The organism is Variovorax sp. Root434, assembly GCF_001426595.1.
Taxonomy (GTDB): domain Bacteria; phylum Pseudomonadota; class Gammaproteobacteria; order Burkholderiales; family Burkholderiaceae_C; genus Variovorax.
The window spans coordinates 245,892-261,634 of the sequence record NZ_LMEK01000026.1 but is presented as its reverse complement, the minus strand read 5'-3'; the positions used below and the strand labels follow the sequence as shown (position 1 = coordinate 261,634).

Here is a 15,743-nt window from a genome sequence, read left to right as displayed (position 1 = left end):
AATCAGCCTCGCTCGCCAGGGCCATGCAACTCGGCAAACGAGCGCAGCGTGCGTTCTACCTTGGGCATCAGCCATTCGCCGACCGCTTCCGGCATCCGCTCCTCCATGGCGTCTTCCAGCAGGCTACGCAACGGCTGCGTGCGCGCAGCGGTCTGCTGCAAGGCAACAAAGAAGCCGACCACCTCCTCCACACCCGAGCGCAGTCCCGCGTCCTCCAGATAGCCGACGATGTCGAGCTCGAAATCATCGAGCCGCAGGCTGACGCCCCCGGTACCGCATGCGCAGGCCGATCCCAATGCGATATGGCGCATCGACAGCGAGCTCCACAGACTCAACATCTCGTCGGCTCGCTGGGCAATGTCGTCGGCCATGACGGCGGCGGGGTTCATTGCCCGTCCCAGGCGACCGTGTCTGTCGCGCCGCTGCGCACCAGGCCTGGCGAGCTGCGCAATGCCCGCGTTGCTTCCTGGGCGACCTGCCCATGCGAATCCAGTGCCACGCGATACACCTCGCGCGCTACGTCAGCGCTGACATAGCCTTCGCGAACGTCCTCGGCGACCAGCTCCGCATCTCGCTTGATCGGATTCCCGAAACCGCCACCGCCACCCGACAGCATCTTGTAGGCGTCCCCGCGTTCCAATCGCACGTTGAAGATCTTCGCGTTAGCGTGGTCGGTCTTCCACTCTCCCTTGTGGCGCACGGCCAGACCGTTGCCCATCGCGTCGCCGCCGCCTTCCAGGCCCCAAGGCTTGCAGTGCACCCGGTCGATGCGGGTGGTCACGGTAAAGGGCGACAGCGCCTGCACCACCATCTCCGCGCCCAGGCCACCGCGGTACTGGCCGGCGCCGGCACTGTCCTGGCGAATCTGGTACTTCTCGACCAGCACCGGGTACTTGGCTTCCAGCTGCTCGGTCGGGCTGTTGTGCGTGTCGCCATCGTTGATGCAGACGGTGACCGAGACGCCATCCTCGGTGCTCTTGGCACCCCAGCCACCGCCCAGCGGGCCAATGCCCACGATGAACAGCCTCCCGTCCTCCGGCGAGATGCCATGGATATTGGGGAACACCAGATCGGCATGGTGGCCGGCAATGGAGCGGTCGGGAATGGCTGGTGCGAGCGCCTTGAAGATGGTGTCGATCACCGTCATCGGGAACGTCATCCACACCCGCATCGGGTACGGACGCTCGGCGCTGATCACCGTGCCCATCGGCATGATCACCTTCAGCGATCGGAAGCTTCCGTCGTTCACCGGGTAATCGGTCGGTGTCGTCAGGCACTTGTAGGCCACCTGCGCGCAGGCGATCCCCGTCGTGAAGCCCGAGTTGTAGAAGCCACGCACCTGCTTGCTGACGTCCGACAGGTCCACGGTCATCTCGTCGCCGGCGACGGTCACCTTGACGCGGATCGGAATGCGCTTGCCGATCTCCAGCCCGTCGTCGTCCATGAAGGATTCGGCCTCATAGACGCCATCGGGGATGGACAGCGTGTTCTTGCGGGCTACCGCTTCCGACGAATCCATGATCTGGCGGATCGAGCCGTTCACCGCATCGGCGCCATAGCGCTGCAGGAGCTCCACGTACCGGCGCTCGCCGGTGGTGATCGCGGTGATCTGCGCGCGCAGGTCGCCCAATGCACGGTCGGCCAGCCGCACATTCATCGCGATGATGTCGATCAGGTCCTGGTTGACCACGCCCTCGCGCTGGTACTTCATGATGGGGATCTGGATTCCCTCGCTGAAGATGTCGGTCGTCACGTTGCCGAGCGTGCCGCCCACGTCGAGCCAGTGCGCCATGCAGCAGGTGAAGCCTTCCAGCCTGCCCTCATGGAACACGGGCATCGTGAACGTGAAGTGGTTCAGGTGGCTGCCGGTGGTGTAGGCGTCATTGGTGACCAGGATGTCGCCAGGCAGGATGTTCTCGTAGCCGAAGTGCCTGATCTTCGCCTTCACCGTCTCGGACATCCCTCGGATGAACATCGGCAGGCCCAGCCCGATCGAGACCGTGTCGCCCTCCTTGGTGAAGAGACCGACGGTGAAGTCCAGCGCCTCGTAGATGATCAGGTTGTAGGCAGTGCGCGTGAGGTTGGTCTTCATCTCCTCCGTCACGGCGTACAGGCCGTTGCGGATGATTTCGACGGTGACCGGGTCAACCGCGGCCAATTGAGTTTGGGCGGTGCTCATGACCGATCGCTCCCGATGGAAATTTGAAGGTTGCCGAGTTCGTCCACGCGCATCTCGTCGCCTGGTTGCATGACGGTGGTGGAGGCGTGCTCCTCGATCAGCGCGGGGCCGCTGATGACGTTGCCCGCGCGCAGCCGGTCGCGCTTGTAGACCGGCGTGTCAGCCCAGCCGCCGGAGCGGAAGTACACCGGCTTGACGGTGCGCACCGCAGCTCTTTCCGGCTTGGACGAACCCTCGTCCACACGGTGCCTGGGCGGCTTCTTCATGATGCCGAGCACAGTGACGCGCAGGCTCACCAGGTCGGCCGGTTCCCGGGGCGCCGAGGTGCCATAGCGCACCTTGTGCAGTTCGTCGAACTGCTGCTTGATCGCAGAGCGGTCCTTGCTCTCGAAGAAGGCCATCGGCAGGTCCACCGTGACGGCGTGCTCCTGTCCCACATAGCGCATGTCGGCTGCACGCTCGATCACGATGCCGTCCGCCTTCACGCCGGACTGCGCCAGCGCGGTGCGGCCCTCGTCTTCCATCGTCTTGTAGGCCGCTTCGATCTCCTCGAAGGAGACGTCGTTGAGCTTGCGGAATACCGAGCGCACGTAGTCATAGCGCAGGTCGGAGAACAGCATCCCGTAGGCCGAAAAGTAGCCTGGCGCGTATGGAATCAGCACCTTGCGGATGCCGATCTCGCGGGCGATCGCCGAGGCATGCAGCGGGCCCGCGCCCCCGTACACCACCATGGTGAAGCTGCCGGCGTCCAGGCCCCGTTCGGTGGTCACGGCCTTCACGGCGTGCGACATCTGCGTCACCGCGATGCGCAGGATGCCATCGGCCGCTTCGGTCGAGTCCAGGCCCAACGGGCCCGCCACGCGTTCGGCCATCTGGCGCTTGCAGCCTTCCACGTCTAGCTTGAGTTCACCGCCGAGGAAGTTGTCAGCGTCGAGCCGGCCCAGCACCAGATTGGCATCCGTCACGGTCGGCTCCTTGCCGCCACGGCCGTAAGCCACTGGGCCGGGGATGGAGCCGGCGCTCTGCGGCCCCACGCGCAACGCATTGCCGGTCTCGACGCGAGCGATCGAGCCGCCACCGGTGCCGACCTCGTGGATGTCCATCATCGGAATCTGGATCGGAAGCGCACGCTCGTAGCCGCCGATCAGCGCCGAGCCTGTCGTGAGCGGCCGGCCCTCGCTGATCACGCCTGCCTTGGCCGTCGTGCCGCCCATGTCGAAGGCGATCGCATCGCCCATGCCGAGTTGCGCACAGATGGCCTGCGCACCGATGACGCCGGCCGCAGGACCGGACTCCAGCATGCGAACGCAGCCGACGCGCGCATGCTCGATCGGAAACAGGCCACCAGTCGATTGCACGACGTAGAAATCGCCACCGAAGCCCTTGTCGGCAAGGTGAGTCTCGAGTTGACCGAGGTATTCGGAGACACGGGGCCCGACGTAGGCGTTGGCCACGACGGTGGAGACGCGCTCGAACTCACGGTATTCCTGCGACAGCTCGTGCGAAGCGGAAACGAAAGCGCCCGGGAGTTCTTCCTGCAGGATTTGCTTGACGCGCCGCTCATGCGCCGGATTGCGGTACGAGTGCAGCAGCAGCACCGCCACCGCTTCGATGTTCTGCCCCTTCAGTTCGCGGGCCAGTTCGCGTACCGCGCCTTCGTCCAAGGGCTTGTGCAAGCTGCCGTCGGCGCGAAGACGCTCGGCCACTTCGAACCGCAGCGAGCGCTTGACCAACGGCTGGTGTTTGTTGAAAAAGAGGTTGTAGGCATCCGGCCGGTTGACGCGGCCGATCTCGTAGATGTCGCGAAAGCCTTCCGTGATCAACAGCGCCGTGTTGGCGCCGTTGCGCTCCAGCAGCGTGTTGATCGCGATGGTGGAGCCGTGCAGAAACAGTTGGCCGTTGCGCACATCGATGTCGGCGCTGTCCAGCGTGGCCTGGATGCCATTGACGAGTTGACCGTGCGTCGAAAGCGCCTTGCCGAACAGCAACTTGCCGGTGGCCTCGTCGAAGGCGGCCATGTCGGTGAAGGTGCCACCGATGTCAACGGCGATGCGCAGTTTGGGGGAGGATTGGGTTGCCATGGTGAGTCGCGGCGCTCAGGCTGCCGTTCCGATGCGGTTGCGCAGGACGCCAAGGCCGGTGATCTCCACCTCGACCACGTCGCCTTCCTTCATGTACAGCGGTGGCTCGCGGCGGTCGCCGACGCCGCCGGGCGTTCCGGTGGCGATCACGTCGCCGGGCGACAGCGGCGTGAAGCGCGAGATGTACTCGACCAGGACAGGGATGTTGAATATCAGGTCGTCGATGCTCGCGTGCTGCATGACGTTGCCATTGACGCGCGTCTCCAGCGTCAGCTTGGTGACGTCCGGCACCTCGTCGCGCGTCACCAAGTACGGGCCGAAGGGAGCGGTGCCGGGGAAGTTCTTGCCGGGCGTGAACTGGTGCGTGTGGCGCTGCCAGTCGCGGACGCTGATGTCGTTCAGGCAGGCATAGCCGGCGATGTGCTCGAAGGCTTGCTCCTTCGGGATGTGTCGGCCACCCTTGCCGATCACCAAGGCCAGTTCGCCTTCCCAGTCCAAACGCTCGGAAAAGGCCGGGCGCAGCACCGTGTTTTCGTGCGCCGCCAGCGTGTCGTTGAAGCGGATGAACAGCGACGGGTATTCGCTGTCCCCGCGCTTGGTCTCGGCCACGTGGGTCTTGTAGTTCAGGCCTACGCAGATGAACTTTCTCGGGTTGGGAATGACTGGCAGGGGTTGTGTCGCCGACGGCTGGACGACCGTGCCGTTGGCTGCGGCTGCTTTCTCCAGTTCGGCTAACGCACCGGCCTGCAGCACGGCGGCCAGATCAGGAAAGCGGCCCAGGAAGTCGGCCGGAGGCTGCAGGTATCGGTCGGCCTGGACCACCGCATAGGTGGGCTTTCCGGCGAGTTGGAAGCTGACGAGTTTCAAGGTATCTCCTTGGGTGGATCGCTGTGGTTGGCTCGGAGTGAGGCCTGATTTCCAGCGTGCGGAGCAAATGTAGAAATTGACGAGCTCTTCGTATAGATAGAATTCAGAGGATTCAGACTTGCCATATTTGGCATGACTAAACCGGGTAAACCCTATGAACCTCTCGAACGTCAGGCTGTTCCTCGAGGTCGCCGAAGCGGGCAGCCTGAGCAAGGTCGCGGCGCGCCGACAGACGGTTCAGTCACACATCAGCCGACAAATCAGCGACTTCGAATCGACTTTAGGTGGACCACTGTTTCGTCGGACAGGGCGGGGCGTTGTGCTGACCGAATTCGGTTCGCGTGCGGCACTGCGATTGCGCTTTTGGCTTCAAGACACGGAGCGCATGGAAGAAGAGTTGCGTGCAGAGTCGGGCAGGCTTCTTGGGGAAGTACGACTGGGCATCATTCCTTCGGCAGCACACCCGTTGATGACTCACCTTTTTGCGAGGCTGCAGGCGGAGCACCCCGGTATCCGGCTCAATATCGCCGAGTCGCAGGGCACTGAACTGGACGCACTACTGGACAGCGGCGCTGTCGATCTCGCGATCCTCTTTCGCTTCAATCGGCCTACCACGCGTGATGAGAAGCTCCTGAGCGTCGCACACACGTACCTTGTCTCGGCGCCTGGCGACGAAATCACTCGCGAACCCACCGTGAGCTTCTCCCGTCTATCAGGATTGCGGTTCGTACTACCCCGTCGTCCGAGCCACTGGCGAAATGCGCTCGACGAAGCGGCGCGCAGTCAAGGGTTCAAGCTAGAGTCCGTCGTCGAGGCGGATTCGCTGTCGGTCCAGAAAGAACTGGTCGCCCATACGTCGGAACTCTATACGGTGCTGGGCCCATACTCGATCGCCGCAGAACTCCGAAGCGGTAGTCTGCAAGCCAGCAAGCTCGTAAGGCCTGACATGATCCGGCATGTCACATTGGCATTTCCCAAGCAAGGCAAGCTCTCACCAGTTTGCCGTGTGGTTGCCGAGGTTATTCAACAATTGACGCTGTCATGGGGGCACCGACTTACTGAGCACGGACTTGGCTTTGCTCGTGATTAGTCCGAGTAATCTAGACAGAATGGCTTGAGCCGTTGAGGCGGCCCGTCTCCGGGACTACCGTGGGTTGCGCACCGTGGGTGCGCCGAGCCACAACGCTGCACCCCGAGAGGCGGTCAGCGTGTCAACGAGCAAGGAGACGGGCCATGAGTCAATCTACCACCCCCGCGGCCACTGTTTACGTCGGCCTGGACGTCCACAAGGACAGCATCGACATAGCCCTGGCCGAGGCCGGCCGTGACGGCGAAGTACGCCATTTGGGAGCAGTAGCCGGCGGCGTCGATGCCGTCAGCAAGGCTGTGCGCCGGCTGGTCAGCCGGGGCCAACACGTGCATGTGGTCTACGAAGCGGGCCCGTGCGGCTTCGTGCTGCAACGCCACCTGGCCGCACTGGGCTACCACTGCGAGGTGGTAGCGCCCTCGTCCATCCCCAAGCGCTCGGGCGACCGGGTGAAGACCGATCGCCGCGATGCGTTGATGCTGGCGCGCCTGGCACGCGCAGGTGAGCTTAGTGCCGTTCGCGTGCCGGACGCCGTGGACGAGGCGATGCGCGACTTGGTGCGCGCCCGCGAAGACGCCGTGCGCGAGCAGCGCAACGCGCGCCACCGCCTGAAGGCGCTGCTGTTGCGCAATGGCGTGATGTACGCGGGCAAGAGCGCCTGGACGGCGGCGCATCTGCGCTGGCTGGCCAGCCTGGCGCTGCCGCACGCCGCGCAGCAGATCGCCTTCCAGGAGTACCTGCACGCGGTGAGCGAGTCGGGGGCGCGCATCGCACGCCTGGAGAAGTCGCTGCGCGACGCGCTGGCGGGCTGGTCGCTGGCACCGGTGGTGGCCGCACTGCAGGCGCTGCGCGGCGTGCAACTGATCGCCGCGGTCACACTGGTGGCCGAGATCCAGAACTTCCACCGCTTCGCGAACCCGCGCCAGTTGATGGCCTACCTGGGCCTGGTGCCCAGTGAGGACTCCAGTGGCCAGCGGCGGCGTCAGGGCGCCATCACCAAGGCCGGCAACTCGGCGGCGCGGCGCATGCTGGTGGAGGTGGCACACCTGTACCGCTATCCGGCTCGAGTCAGCGCTGACATCGCCAAGCGCCAGTCGGACCTGCCCAAGGCCGTGACCGACATCGCCTGGATTGCGCAGTTGCGGCTGTGCACACGCTTCAGGCGGCTGGCCGCACGGCACGTGCCGCATAACAAGATCGTCGTGGCCATCGCGCGTGAACTCTCGGGCTTCGTGTGGGCCATCGCGTGCGAGGTGACGCCGCCACCGGCCGCTTCGACGTGAACCAGCGACGAGATGACACACACCACCAGGAGGGCGCCTATCGAACAAAGTGCTTGAGGCTGGATCGGGAACGCGGCGCAGCCACGGCCACAGGGGAATCCTCGGGCTAGCTATTGCGCAGCCACGCAAGTGACCAACCGCAGACCCTAGAAAGCAGGCAGCCCCGCGACGAACACATGAACTGTCGGTAGCCAATCCACGCATATCAGCATGATCAACCGTCGCTCACGCATTCGGCTCCGCCGCGTTCCCCATCCGGCATTCGCGAAAGATTCTGCAATCCGGCACCCGGAGAGATCGGCTCGCGCTGTTGACAGGTTCAAGCCATATCAGCTAGGGGAAGGTCTGCTCAGGTCTTCCTGGCCATCCACAGGTTCAATAACGCAAAAAGCGTGATCACTTCCCTAGACAGAATGGCTTGAGCCGTTGAGGCGGCCCGTCTCCGGGACTACCGTGGGTTGCGCACCGTGGGTGCGCCGAGNTCCGCCGCGTTCCCCATCCGGCATTCGCGAAAGATTCTGCAATCCGGCACCCGGAGAGATCGGCTCGCGCTGTTGACAGGTTCAAGCCATATCAGCTAGCGCGCGTCGCGTTGTTTACCAACGGGACCGCGAACTGCCAAGGTTGGCGAACTGCTTCAGTGCGAGGTCGGACTAGGTCGGATTGGGGTTTAGAGGGCTGAACTGCGTTTGAAGCCACTCTGCGAGTTCAAACTCCACACCTTTCAGTTCACTTGATCCCAACCATATCAACCCATATTGACTGCCGTCTGGGTCAAAGCCGGCAGGTGCCGTCAGGCTTCCTCGTTCCACATCGTCAACCGCGAGTACGAGCGGACTGAGGGCCACACCCAGGCCGGCAGACGCGGCTTCGACAATCAGGGCGTGATGGTCGTAGTACCGAATCTCCGTGGGCCGACGTGCCGACGGATGCGTCTTCAACCATTGCGCCCACGCGTCAGGCCGAGTCTTCGACCCGAGAGCGAGATAGTCACCGCGTTCGAACCGGGGAACCCATTCCGGCCTCATGACAGGCCCAACTTTTTCGAGAAAAAGAGGCCGGACGTTCCACGTTTCGGGCACTGCGAAGTCTAGGCGTCGAATAGCGAGATCGACCTGATTCTTGCGAAAGTCCACAAGCCCTCCACCCACGGAGAGGTGGAGGGCAGTGTTGGGATGCGCAACTTGAAACTCCCCGAGCCGCGGAATGAGCCAACGCATGGCGACCGAAGGCTCGCAGGAGAGCACCAGGGAACTCTTCCCTGCCTTGGTAGCGCGCAGGCTTTGCACTGTGGTGGCCAACTCCCCGAAGAACCTGCCGAGGGTGAGGTTGAGTGTCTCGCCGGCGGGTGTGAGGCGAAGGCCTCGCCCGCTCTTTTCGAACAAGCTGACGCCGATGTCATTGGCGAGTTTGGTGATCCGGCGGCTGACGGCACCGTGCGTGAGCGAAAGCGAGTCCGCTGCAAGCCGGACCGAACCCAGGCGCGCCGTTGCTTCAAAGGCTCGCAAGTCGTCTAGCGACGGAATTTCCGAACGATTCATTGGTGAGAATTTATCACCAACTACTTCAGAAATTATCGCTTTTCGTAAAGCATCATGGTTTTGATAATTGATGCATGCGCACCAATTCTCAACCCGATATCGCGGTCCTCGCCGATGATCTGACCAGTGCGGCAGATGGGGCGGCACCTTTCGTCGCCCGCGGTGTGACTGCGTCGATCGGAAGGGGCCAGCTCCCGCGCCAAGCTGCAGCGGTGGTCGCGGTCGATAGCGGCTCGCGGTCTGCGACTTCGTCGCAAGCTTTCGAGAGAGTCACTCGATTGACAGACCGGCTTGCCGGCCATGCCGTGCTCTACAAAACGGTGGATTCCACGCTACGCGGCCACGTAGCGCAGGAGCTTGAAGCATGCTTTGCAGCGAGCGGCCGCAAATCACTGGTGTTTGCACCGGCGTTCCCCCAAGCCGGGCGTACGACGGTGAGGGGGATTCAACTCGTTGATGGCATTCCGGTTTCCGAGAGCGCGTATGGCAAGGATCCCGTGCATCCCGCGCGGCACTCAGCGCTGATCGACTTGGTCCCGAGCTGCATCAAGAATGTCACCCTCCTCGATGCGGTGACGCAGGAAGAGCTCGACTCGCAGATTGCCCTCATCGAGGATCCGGAGTCGATTCTGTGGGTGGGCTCTCCCGGCATGGCTGCAGCCCTGTCACGGCGTTTTGTGCGGACCAAGGCCCGACGGCCATTGATGGATGGCATCAGCAACGATGTCCTGGTCGTCGTCGGAAGTGCGAATCCGTGCAGCCACCGACAAGCGGATCAACTCCAGGAGCTCAGCGGCACCATGCTGCTGCGCGGACCGATGGCGCGTGAGCAGGACCCGAACGCGGTGCTGCGCCGCATTGCAGAGAGCGCAGCACGAGCGCTGCAAGACCCACGCTTTGGCGCGTTGATCGCTACCGGCGGTGACACGATGGAAGCGGTCCTCGACCTTCTCAATGTCCGAGAGTTCGAGATTTTGCAGGAGCTCGATCCCGGATTTCCGCTGGGTCGCGCCACGCTCGGCGATGGACGCTCGCTCGTACTCGCCATGAAGGCCGGCGGCTTTGGCGGTGACGACGCTCTGGAGCGCGCTGTCGCGCGCATACGCGGAACAACTCAAACCTTGCGAACGGAATCATTGTGAAAAACACTTCCTCCCCGCTGGCCGTGACCATGGGCGACGCATCCGGCATCGGGCCGGAGATCGTGGCCAAGGTACTTGCGAAGGGCGGCGAGCATGTCGTCGTGTTCGGCAGCCATGTCGTCATGCAGGACATCGTGCGCCGGCTCGGGTTGAACATCGAGGTGCAACGCATCGAGGCAGCCGGTGCGGCCCAGTTCCGGCCGCAGACGATGGAGGTCATCGACACCACCCGGATTGTTGAGCCCCCACCAATCGGGCAGATCAGCGCAATCTCCGGGCAGGCGGCCTTCGACGCCATCGTTGCGGCGATCGCAGCGGCGAAGGCCGGAGAAGTGAGCGGCATCGTCACGGCGCCGATCAACAAGGAGGCGATGGCCAATGCGGGAATCCGCTACCCCGGCCACACGGAAATCCTGGCCGATTACGGCGGCGCCAAGCGCGTGGCGATGATGCTTGCGAACGACGACATCCGCACGGTGCTCGTCACGATCCACACGTCGCTGCGCAAAGCAATCGAACAAGGTAATTTCGACGCGCAGATGGCGGCCATCCGGCTTGCCCACGAGGGTGGGAAGGCTCTCGGCTTCGCAGCCCCGCGTGTTGCCGTAGCGGGCCTCAACCCGCACGCAGGGGAAGGCGGCCTCTTTGGAGATGAGGAGATCAGGATCATCCGACCCGCCATCGAGGCGGCCCGAGCCGAAGGCATCGATGCGAGCGGCCCTCATCCGGGCGACACAGTCTTCATGCAAGCGCGTCAAGGTCGATTCGACGTTGTCGTCGCGCAGTACCACGATCAGGGGCTGATCCCTGTGAAGTATCTCGGGCTGGAGAAAGGCGTGAACATCACGCTGGGCCTGCCGTTCGTGCGCACTAGCCCGGATCACGGCACGGCGTTCGACATCGCGGGTCTCGGGACTGCAGATCACGCAAGCCTGGAAACGGCGCTTGCCTACGCAAAGCGCCTTGTCGCCGCGTAAACCAAGACGAACCAACTTCGAAAGGAACCACCATCATGGGTCTACGTTTCATCTTCATGCTTACGCGCAACGACCGCACGGTTGTGGACGCGGCGCAGCAACTTCAAACTGCGCTCGGCCTTGGCGTGCGGCACATCGGGTTCAAGGACATCGGCTTGCCGCTCGAGCAGTTGAAGAGCCTCGATGCGGCGATCAAGGCCGGCGGTGCGACCTCCTATCTGGAAGTGGTGTCGCTGGACCGTGAAAGCGAAATCGTTTCTGCGAAGGCAGCCGTCGAGATCGGCGTTGACGTTCTTCTGGGTGGCACGCGGGTCGATGACGTGCTGCCAATCATCAAGGACACCGGCATCCGATACTTCCCGTTCCCAGGCCGGATTACCGGCCACCCGAGCGTGCTTGAGGGCACCGTCGAGGAAATCGTTGAAAGTGCCAAGACGATTGCAGCGCGCGATGGCGTGCATGGACTGGACCTGCTGGCATATCGCTCGGCTCAAAACGTACCCGAGTTGATGAAGGCCGTCTGCGCTGCAGTCTCGAAACCCGTCTACATTGCGGGCTCGATCGCCACGCCTGAACGTATTGCAGTCGTCCAGAATGCGGGGGCAGCAGGTTTTACGATTGGGACTGCGGCACTGGACGGCAAATACCCAGCCGATGGGAATGACGTGCCGAGCCAACTCACCGCAATCATTCGCGACGTCGCTGCCCTGAACAAGCACCTTTCGCCGATTCGCAAGAAGCGCCTGGCTACCGCGGTTTCCAGCGGAGGCGGGGAGCAGGTCAACAACACGCAGATCAACGTCGCCGTGTTCAAAGACGCCTCTGGCTGGTCATTTCGAGAGCACGACGATGAGCTGTTCTTTGTTCACCGGGGATGCTTGCTCATGAAGTTTCGTGACCGCGAAGAGACCATCGAGCCGGGGGAGTTCATCGTCGTACCACGTGGCGTCGAACACCTTGCGGTGGCCGTGGGCGAGGGATGTGAAGTGTTGTCGGCAACTACAACTGCGTCATCTGTCGAGTAGCGCCCGCTCTCCAGTACGCGCATTCTTCCGAAGGCCGGTTGGCCCCCCACCGGCCCCCTCGTACTTGGACATGACGAGGTCGAGGGCCGATTCCCAAGAACATGACGCGCCAGTCTGCGCAGCGCCCAGGCCGTAGCGGCCGCTAGGTCCCGGCCTGGCACCGACAGCAGCCGGACAGGCTCTACGCTGCTCCTACCCACTCGGCGCGCCGGTCAATCTGGCCCCTCGCGAACTCGATGCCGCGGAAGCCCAGGATTCTCGCGATATCGAAATGTCGAATCATGCGATCAAATACAAGTGTTTGTACTTTTGATACATCGCTGATATGAACTTCCGCCAGATCGAATGCTTCCGAGCCGTGATGCACACGGGCTCGATGACGCTTGCCGCGGCGCAACTGCACACGTCGCAGCCCAACGTGAGCAGAGCCGTCGCGCTGTTGCAGCGCGAGACCCAGCTCCAGTTGTTCGAGCGCGTCGGGCAGCGCGTGGTTCCGACGCCTGAAGCGTATGCGTTGCTGAAGGAGGTGGACCGCACCTACGTCGGATTGCAGACCATCAGCGATGCAGCGGACCGCATCCGCACGCTGGGCGTCGAAGGCTTGCGAATCGCCGTGTCGCCTGCCATCGGCGTCAGCTTGGTGCCGCGCATCCTGCAGGTTTTTCGCGGCCTTCGCCCTCGGGTGCCGGTCGTGGTCCACACGACCGATTCCGCAACCATCTGCAAGTGGGTTTCGTCGGGCTACTGCGAGCTTGGATTGGTCTCCTATGTTGCGTTGCCACAGGAGGTCGACAGCGAACTTGTGCATTCCGATCGTGCCGTATGCATCGTGCCCCGCGGGCACCGGCTGGCCCGCAAGCGCAAGGTCGTTCCTTCGGATCTGGCAGGCGAATCATTCATATCGCTGGCACCTCCGGACGTAGTGCGCGCAGCCATCGATCGCGTCTTCGATCCCGAGGTGCGCAGGCTGGAGATCGAGACTTCGCTGGCCACCACGGTCTGCGCGATGGTGGCGCGGGGCCTTGGCGTCAGCATCGTGGAACCACTGGTGCTCAGTGAGCTTGGGCTCTCGGGTGTTCATTCGCTGGCGTTCGAGCCGGAGATCCACTTCAGGTGCCACTTGGTGCGTGCACGCCAACAGCCGGCGCAAGCGCTCGTCGCAGACTTCCTCGAGGCCATGAACATCGTGGTACGCGGCTCACAGTCAGCTGAGCGCAAGAAGGTCAGCCGATTGCCTGGGTGACCAGCGCCCAACCGCCGTGGGCGGGCCCGCGCTCCGGCACCTGGCCGCGGACCATGGTGGATACACCGTTGACGCGCGGCAGTCCCAGGCTTTCCAACCATTGCGGCAAACCGCTGGTTGCGTCCACATCGACGCGCAGAAACCCCTCGGTGTGACAGCAGCAGTCTGCAATCAGTAGGCGCGCGGCATCGAAATCGGGCGCTGAGACCGGCCCCACGGCATGGCCATGGCCATAGCGGCGAAGCACGGCGAAGCCCGCCGCCTGGCCGCCTCGCTCAAGGACGACGGTTTTCCCCTGGGAGAACAACCGGCGAAGCAACTCGCCGCGAGGCATACCCGCGCCGCGTGCGTCCATCGCGATCAACGCTTCGATGTCCGCAGCTCCCAGCGGCCGCAGGAGGTCGCCCTTGCGGCCCGCGACCGCCGGCAGGATCGCAAGCACCCCTTGATGCTGCGCGATCTCCCCCGTGGTGACGAATCCCAAGCGCTCATACAGGCCGCGGCCCGCCGCTGTCGCGTGCAGCAGCACATTCCGAGTGGCCAGGCGATCGAGCACGGCCTGCATCAGGCGGTTGCCTATCCGCTGGCCCTGCAAGTCGGGCGAGACGATCACCAATCCGAGAGTGGCGTAGTCCGTCCCGAATTGCCACGACAGTGCGGTACCGACCACTTTCCCGCCGCGTTCGGCGATCACGCCCTGCCCGAGCGACAGTGCAAACTGCCAATCTTCGATCCGGTGCGGCCACTTCAGGGCGCTGGACAACGCGTGCGCCGCCGACACATCGCCGGGCTCGAACTGCCGCAGGCGCACGGCTTCTGCTGCCGCGGGATCCAGTGCGATGTCCTTCGAGGCGAGCGTCATGCCGCTTCTCCCTTGCGTTGCACGGCAACGGCCTCGATTTTGGTGAGGTAGCACCAATGCGGCGCCGGAGCGGGAATCACGGCGCGGACGAACCGAACCTGCTCCATGACTTCGGTGTGGGCCTTGTTCAGCCGCGGCCGGTTGGCCGCGTCCGCGATGTAAATGTCCTGTGCCATCACTCTAAACCTTTCTTACGGCTGCTTGAGCCGGAGACGTTGTTGCTGAATTCTTCATGGCGCGTAGCGGCACTTCTGACAAAGCGCGCGCGAAACGCCAGATGTGCGCAGACCGATTCGCGACACCTGTACGCCGCGACGCGCCTTCGTCGGCAGTATCGACATGCAGATGCATGCGGTCCAATAAAAAATATTTCGTCATTCATTCAGGATTGATATGGCCGACGGCTGCAGCGTTTCGACGGCAGATCGGCTGCGGTCGCGGAACTGAACGACCGATCGGTGGCCGCTCATCTCGGCGATTCACGTACCTCCCGGCGCGGACGTGGACCACGTCATGCCAACGGATTGATCGCGCTACAGCAAGCCTCATTGGCATCGCGACGCGGAACGCTCGCCCCAGTTGTCATATCAATACCGCATGGATACGCCTAAAACTTGTATTTGACCGCATGGACCTCCGTCCCGACACTGCGGAAACCGAGTCATTACAGCTTTCTACTCACTGGCTTTTCGACCATGACCTCCCTTGAGCAATCGACCACTCCAGCAGCCCTTGTGGATGCCGCCCGGATGCAGCGCAAAGGCGACCGCACGCAGTTGCGCATGAAGGAAGTGGGCGTGAAGTCGCGGCCCCATGTCGGGACCGCCAAGTGCGCCGAAATCGTTCGAGCGCAAGCCGCTGCGGGAACGCAGGACAAGTTCGCCAAGCCGCTCGCATTGCGGCAGTTCCCGCGCTGCGAAGCACCGGCCCCCGATGGCACGCTGAGTTCGCAGCCCCGCTTTCATGAACGGTAAGAACATGAGCCATCCGTCCATCGTCGAACGCCTCCGGAGCGCTGGCCATCTGGACCGCATGTTCATCGACGGCGAGTGGGTGCTGCCCCAGGGGCAGGCTCGCGCCTCTGTCATCGACCCGTCGACCGAGGAACCCGTTGCGGAGATCGCGCTGGGAACTGCGCAGGACGTCGATGCGGCGGTGGCCGCGGCGCGGCGCGCCTTCGCCGCCTGGTCCGTGAGTTCCGTCCAGAGCAGGATCTTGCTTCTCGACCGTGTCCACACCCTGATCCTCGAACGGGCAGAGTCGTTCGCCGAGGTGATCTCGCAGGAGATGGGCGCTGCCATCGGCTTTGCGCGCAGCACACAGGTGCCGGTCGCGGCGCAGCACATCCGCGTGGCACGGGACAATCTGGCCAGCTATCCGTTTCTCACCCATCGGGGGGACGTGGCCATCATGCGCGAGGCCATCGGCGTGTGCGGCCTGATCACCCCCTGGAACT

At 63.4% G+C, this 15,743-nt stretch carries 14 protein-coding genes and 1 pseudogene; 8 read left to right on the top strand and 7 right to left on the bottom strand.

Annotation, left to right across the window (positions count from 1 at the left end; translation table 11 throughout):
• Positions 1–2: 2 nt before the first annotated feature.
• From ASD05_RS25990 to ASD05_RS25975, 4 genes are read right to left on the bottom strand one after another with little or no spacing between them, the layout of a single operon-like run.
• Complete coding sequence (locus ASD05_RS25990) at positions 3–389, bottom strand: hypothetical protein (RefSeq protein ID WP_235508099.1); 387 nt, start codon at positions 387–389, stop codon at positions 3–5.
• Positions 386–2,179: a hydantoinase B/oxoprolinase family protein gene (locus tag ASD05_RS25985; RefSeq protein WP_056598544.1), complete on the bottom strand. Its 1,794-nt coding sequence runs from the start codon at positions 2,177–2,179 to the stop codon at positions 386–388. The genes ASD05_RS25990 and ASD05_RS25985 overlap by 4 nt, the downstream gene beginning before the upstream one ends.
• The gene (locus ASD05_RS25980) at positions 2,176–4,260 is read right to left on the bottom strand and encodes a hydantoinase/oxoprolinase family protein (protein ID WP_056598541.1); all 2,085 of its coding nucleotides are present in this window, start codon (positions 4,258–4,260) and stop codon (positions 2,176–2,178) included. The genes ASD05_RS25985 and ASD05_RS25980 overlap by 4 nt, the downstream gene beginning before the upstream one ends.
• 15 nt (positions 4,261–4,275) lie before the next feature.
• Complete coding sequence (locus ASD05_RS25975; RefSeq protein ID WP_056598540.1) at positions 4,276–5,127, bottom strand: fumarylacetoacetate hydrolase family protein; 852 nt, start codon at positions 5,125–5,127, stop codon at positions 4,276–4,278.
• A gap of 154 nt (positions 5,128–5,281) precedes the next feature.
• Between ASD05_RS25975 and ASD05_RS25970 the strand changes: the two genes are divergently transcribed.
• Positions 5,282–6,217: a LysR family transcriptional regulator gene (locus tag ASD05_RS25970; protein ID WP_056598537.1), complete on the top strand. Its 936-nt coding sequence runs from the start codon at positions 5,282–5,284 to the stop codon at positions 6,215–6,217.
• Between the two features lie 143 nt (positions 6,218–6,360).
• On the top strand, positions 6,361–7,497 hold the full coding sequence (locus ASD05_RS25965) for an IS110 family transposase (protein ID WP_056598533.1): 1,137 nt from the start codon (positions 6,361–6,363) through the stop codon (positions 7,495–7,497).
• Positions 7,498–8,150: 653 nt separating this feature from the next.
• Here ASD05_RS25965 and ASD05_RS25960 read toward each other — a convergent pair.
• A complete protein-coding gene (locus ASD05_RS25960) occupies positions 8,151–9,038 on the bottom strand; it encodes a LysR family transcriptional regulator (RefSeq protein ID WP_056598529.1) in 888 nt (295 codons plus the stop codon).
• 74 nt (positions 9,039–9,112) lie between these two features.
• On the opposite strand from ASD05_RS25960, the gene ASD05_RS25955 reads away from it, so the two are divergent.
• The 4 genes from ASD05_RS25955 (at position 9,113) to ASD05_RS25940 (ending at position 13,425) form a co-directional block, all read left to right on the top strand.
• Positions 9,113–10,180 (top strand): four-carbon acid sugar kinase family protein, encoded by a 1,068-nt coding sequence (locus ASD05_RS25955; protein WP_056598526.1) that lies wholly within the window; start codon positions 9,113–9,115, stop codon positions 10,178–10,180.
• Between the two features lie 29 nt (positions 10,181–10,209).
• Complete coding sequence (gene pdxA, locus ASD05_RS25950) at positions 10,210–11,157, top strand: 4-hydroxythreonine-4-phosphate dehydrogenase PdxA (RefSeq protein WP_056598523.1); 948 nt, start codon at positions 10,210–10,212, stop codon at positions 11,155–11,157.
• A 35-nt stretch (positions 11,158–11,192) separates the two neighbouring features.
• Positions 11,193–12,182, top strand: a complete 990-nt coding sequence (locus ASD05_RS25945) for a cupin domain-containing protein (protein WP_056598520.1) — start codon at positions 11,193–11,195, stop codon at positions 12,180–12,182.
• 325 nt (positions 12,183–12,507) lie between these two features.
• Positions 12,508–13,425, top strand: coding sequence for a LysR substrate-binding domain-containing protein (locus tag ASD05_RS25940; RefSeq protein WP_082572356.1), 918 nt, complete (start codon positions 12,508–12,510; stop codon positions 13,423–13,425).
• On the opposite strand, the gene ASD05_RS25935 is transcribed toward ASD05_RS25940, so the two are convergent.
• Positions 13,406–14,287, bottom strand: a complete 882-nt coding sequence (locus ASD05_RS25935; protein WP_056598517.1) for a GNAT family N-acetyltransferase — start codon at positions 14,285–14,287, stop codon at positions 13,406–13,408. The genes ASD05_RS25940 and ASD05_RS25935 overlap by 20 nt on opposite strands.
• On the bottom strand, positions 14,284–14,463 hold the full coding sequence (locus ASD05_RS25930) for a hypothetical protein (RefSeq protein ID WP_056598514.1): 180 nt from the start codon (positions 14,461–14,463) through the stop codon (positions 14,284–14,286). Before ASD05_RS25930 ends, ASD05_RS25935 begins: the two co-directional genes overlap by 4 nt.
• 519 nt (positions 14,464–14,982) lie before the next feature.
• On the opposite strand from ASD05_RS25930, the gene ASD05_RS25925 reads away from it, so the two are divergent.
• Both ASD05_RS25925 and ASD05_RS30855 read left to right on the top strand, forming a co-directional pair.
• Positions 14,983–15,261, top strand: coding sequence for a hypothetical protein (locus ASD05_RS25925; protein ID WP_157610289.1), 279 nt, complete (start codon positions 14,983–14,985; stop codon positions 15,259–15,261).
• A 4-nt stretch (positions 15,262–15,265) separates the two neighbouring features.
• Positions 15,266–15,743: pseudogene (locus ASD05_RS30855) on the top strand (aldehyde dehydrogenase family protein); the annotation flags it as partial.

Excerpts from the sequence above, each read along its gene's own strand:
- ASD05_RS25990 (WP_235508099.1), bottom strand. The coding sequence starts at position 389 with ATGAACCCCGCCGCCGTCATGGCCGACGACATTGCCCAGCGAGCCGAC.
- ASD05_RS25985 (WP_056598544.1), bottom strand. The coding sequence starts at position 2,179 with ATGAGCACCGCCCAAACTCAATTGGCCGCGGTTGACCCGGTCACCGTC.
- ASD05_RS25980 (WP_056598541.1), bottom strand. The coding sequence starts at position 4,260 with ATGGCAACCCAATCCTCCCCCAAACTGCGCATCGCCGTTGACATCGGT.
- ASD05_RS25970 (WP_056598537.1), top strand. The coding sequence starts at position 5,282 with ATGAACCTCTCGAACGTCAGGCTGTTCCTCGAGGTCGCCGAAGCGGGC.
- ASD05_RS25965 (WP_056598533.1), top strand. The coding sequence starts at position 6,361 with ATGAGTCAATCTACCACCCCCGCGGCCACTGTTTACGTCGGCCTGGAC.
- ASD05_RS25960 (WP_056598529.1), bottom strand. The coding sequence starts at position 9,038 with ATGAATCGTTCGGAAATTCCGTCGCTAGACGACTTGCGAGCCTTTGAA.
- ASD05_RS25955 (WP_056598526.1), top strand. The coding sequence starts at position 9,113 with ATGCGCACCAATTCTCAACCCGATATCGCGGTCCTCGCCGATGATCTG.
- pdxA (WP_056598523.1), top strand. The coding sequence starts at position 10,210 with ATGGGCGACGCATCCGGCATCGGGCCGGAGATCGTGGCCAAGGTACTT.
- ASD05_RS25945 (WP_056598520.1), top strand. The coding sequence starts at position 11,193 with ATGGGTCTACGTTTCATCTTCATGCTTACGCGCAACGACCGCACGGTT.
- ASD05_RS25940 (WP_082572356.1), top strand. The coding sequence starts at position 12,508 with ATGAACTTCCGCCAGATCGAATGCTTCCGAGCCGTGATGCACACGGGC.
- ASD05_RS25935 (WP_056598517.1), bottom strand. The coding sequence starts at position 14,287 with ATGACGCTCGCCTCGAAGGACATCGCACTGGATCCCGCGGCAGCAGAA.
- ASD05_RS25930 (WP_056598514.1), bottom strand. The coding sequence starts at position 14,463 with ATGGCACAGGACATTTACATCGCGGACGCGGCCAACCGGCCGCGGCTG.
- ASD05_RS25925 (WP_157610289.1), top strand. The coding sequence starts at position 14,983 with ATGACCTCCCTTGAGCAATCGACCACTCCAGCAGCCCTTGTGGATGCC.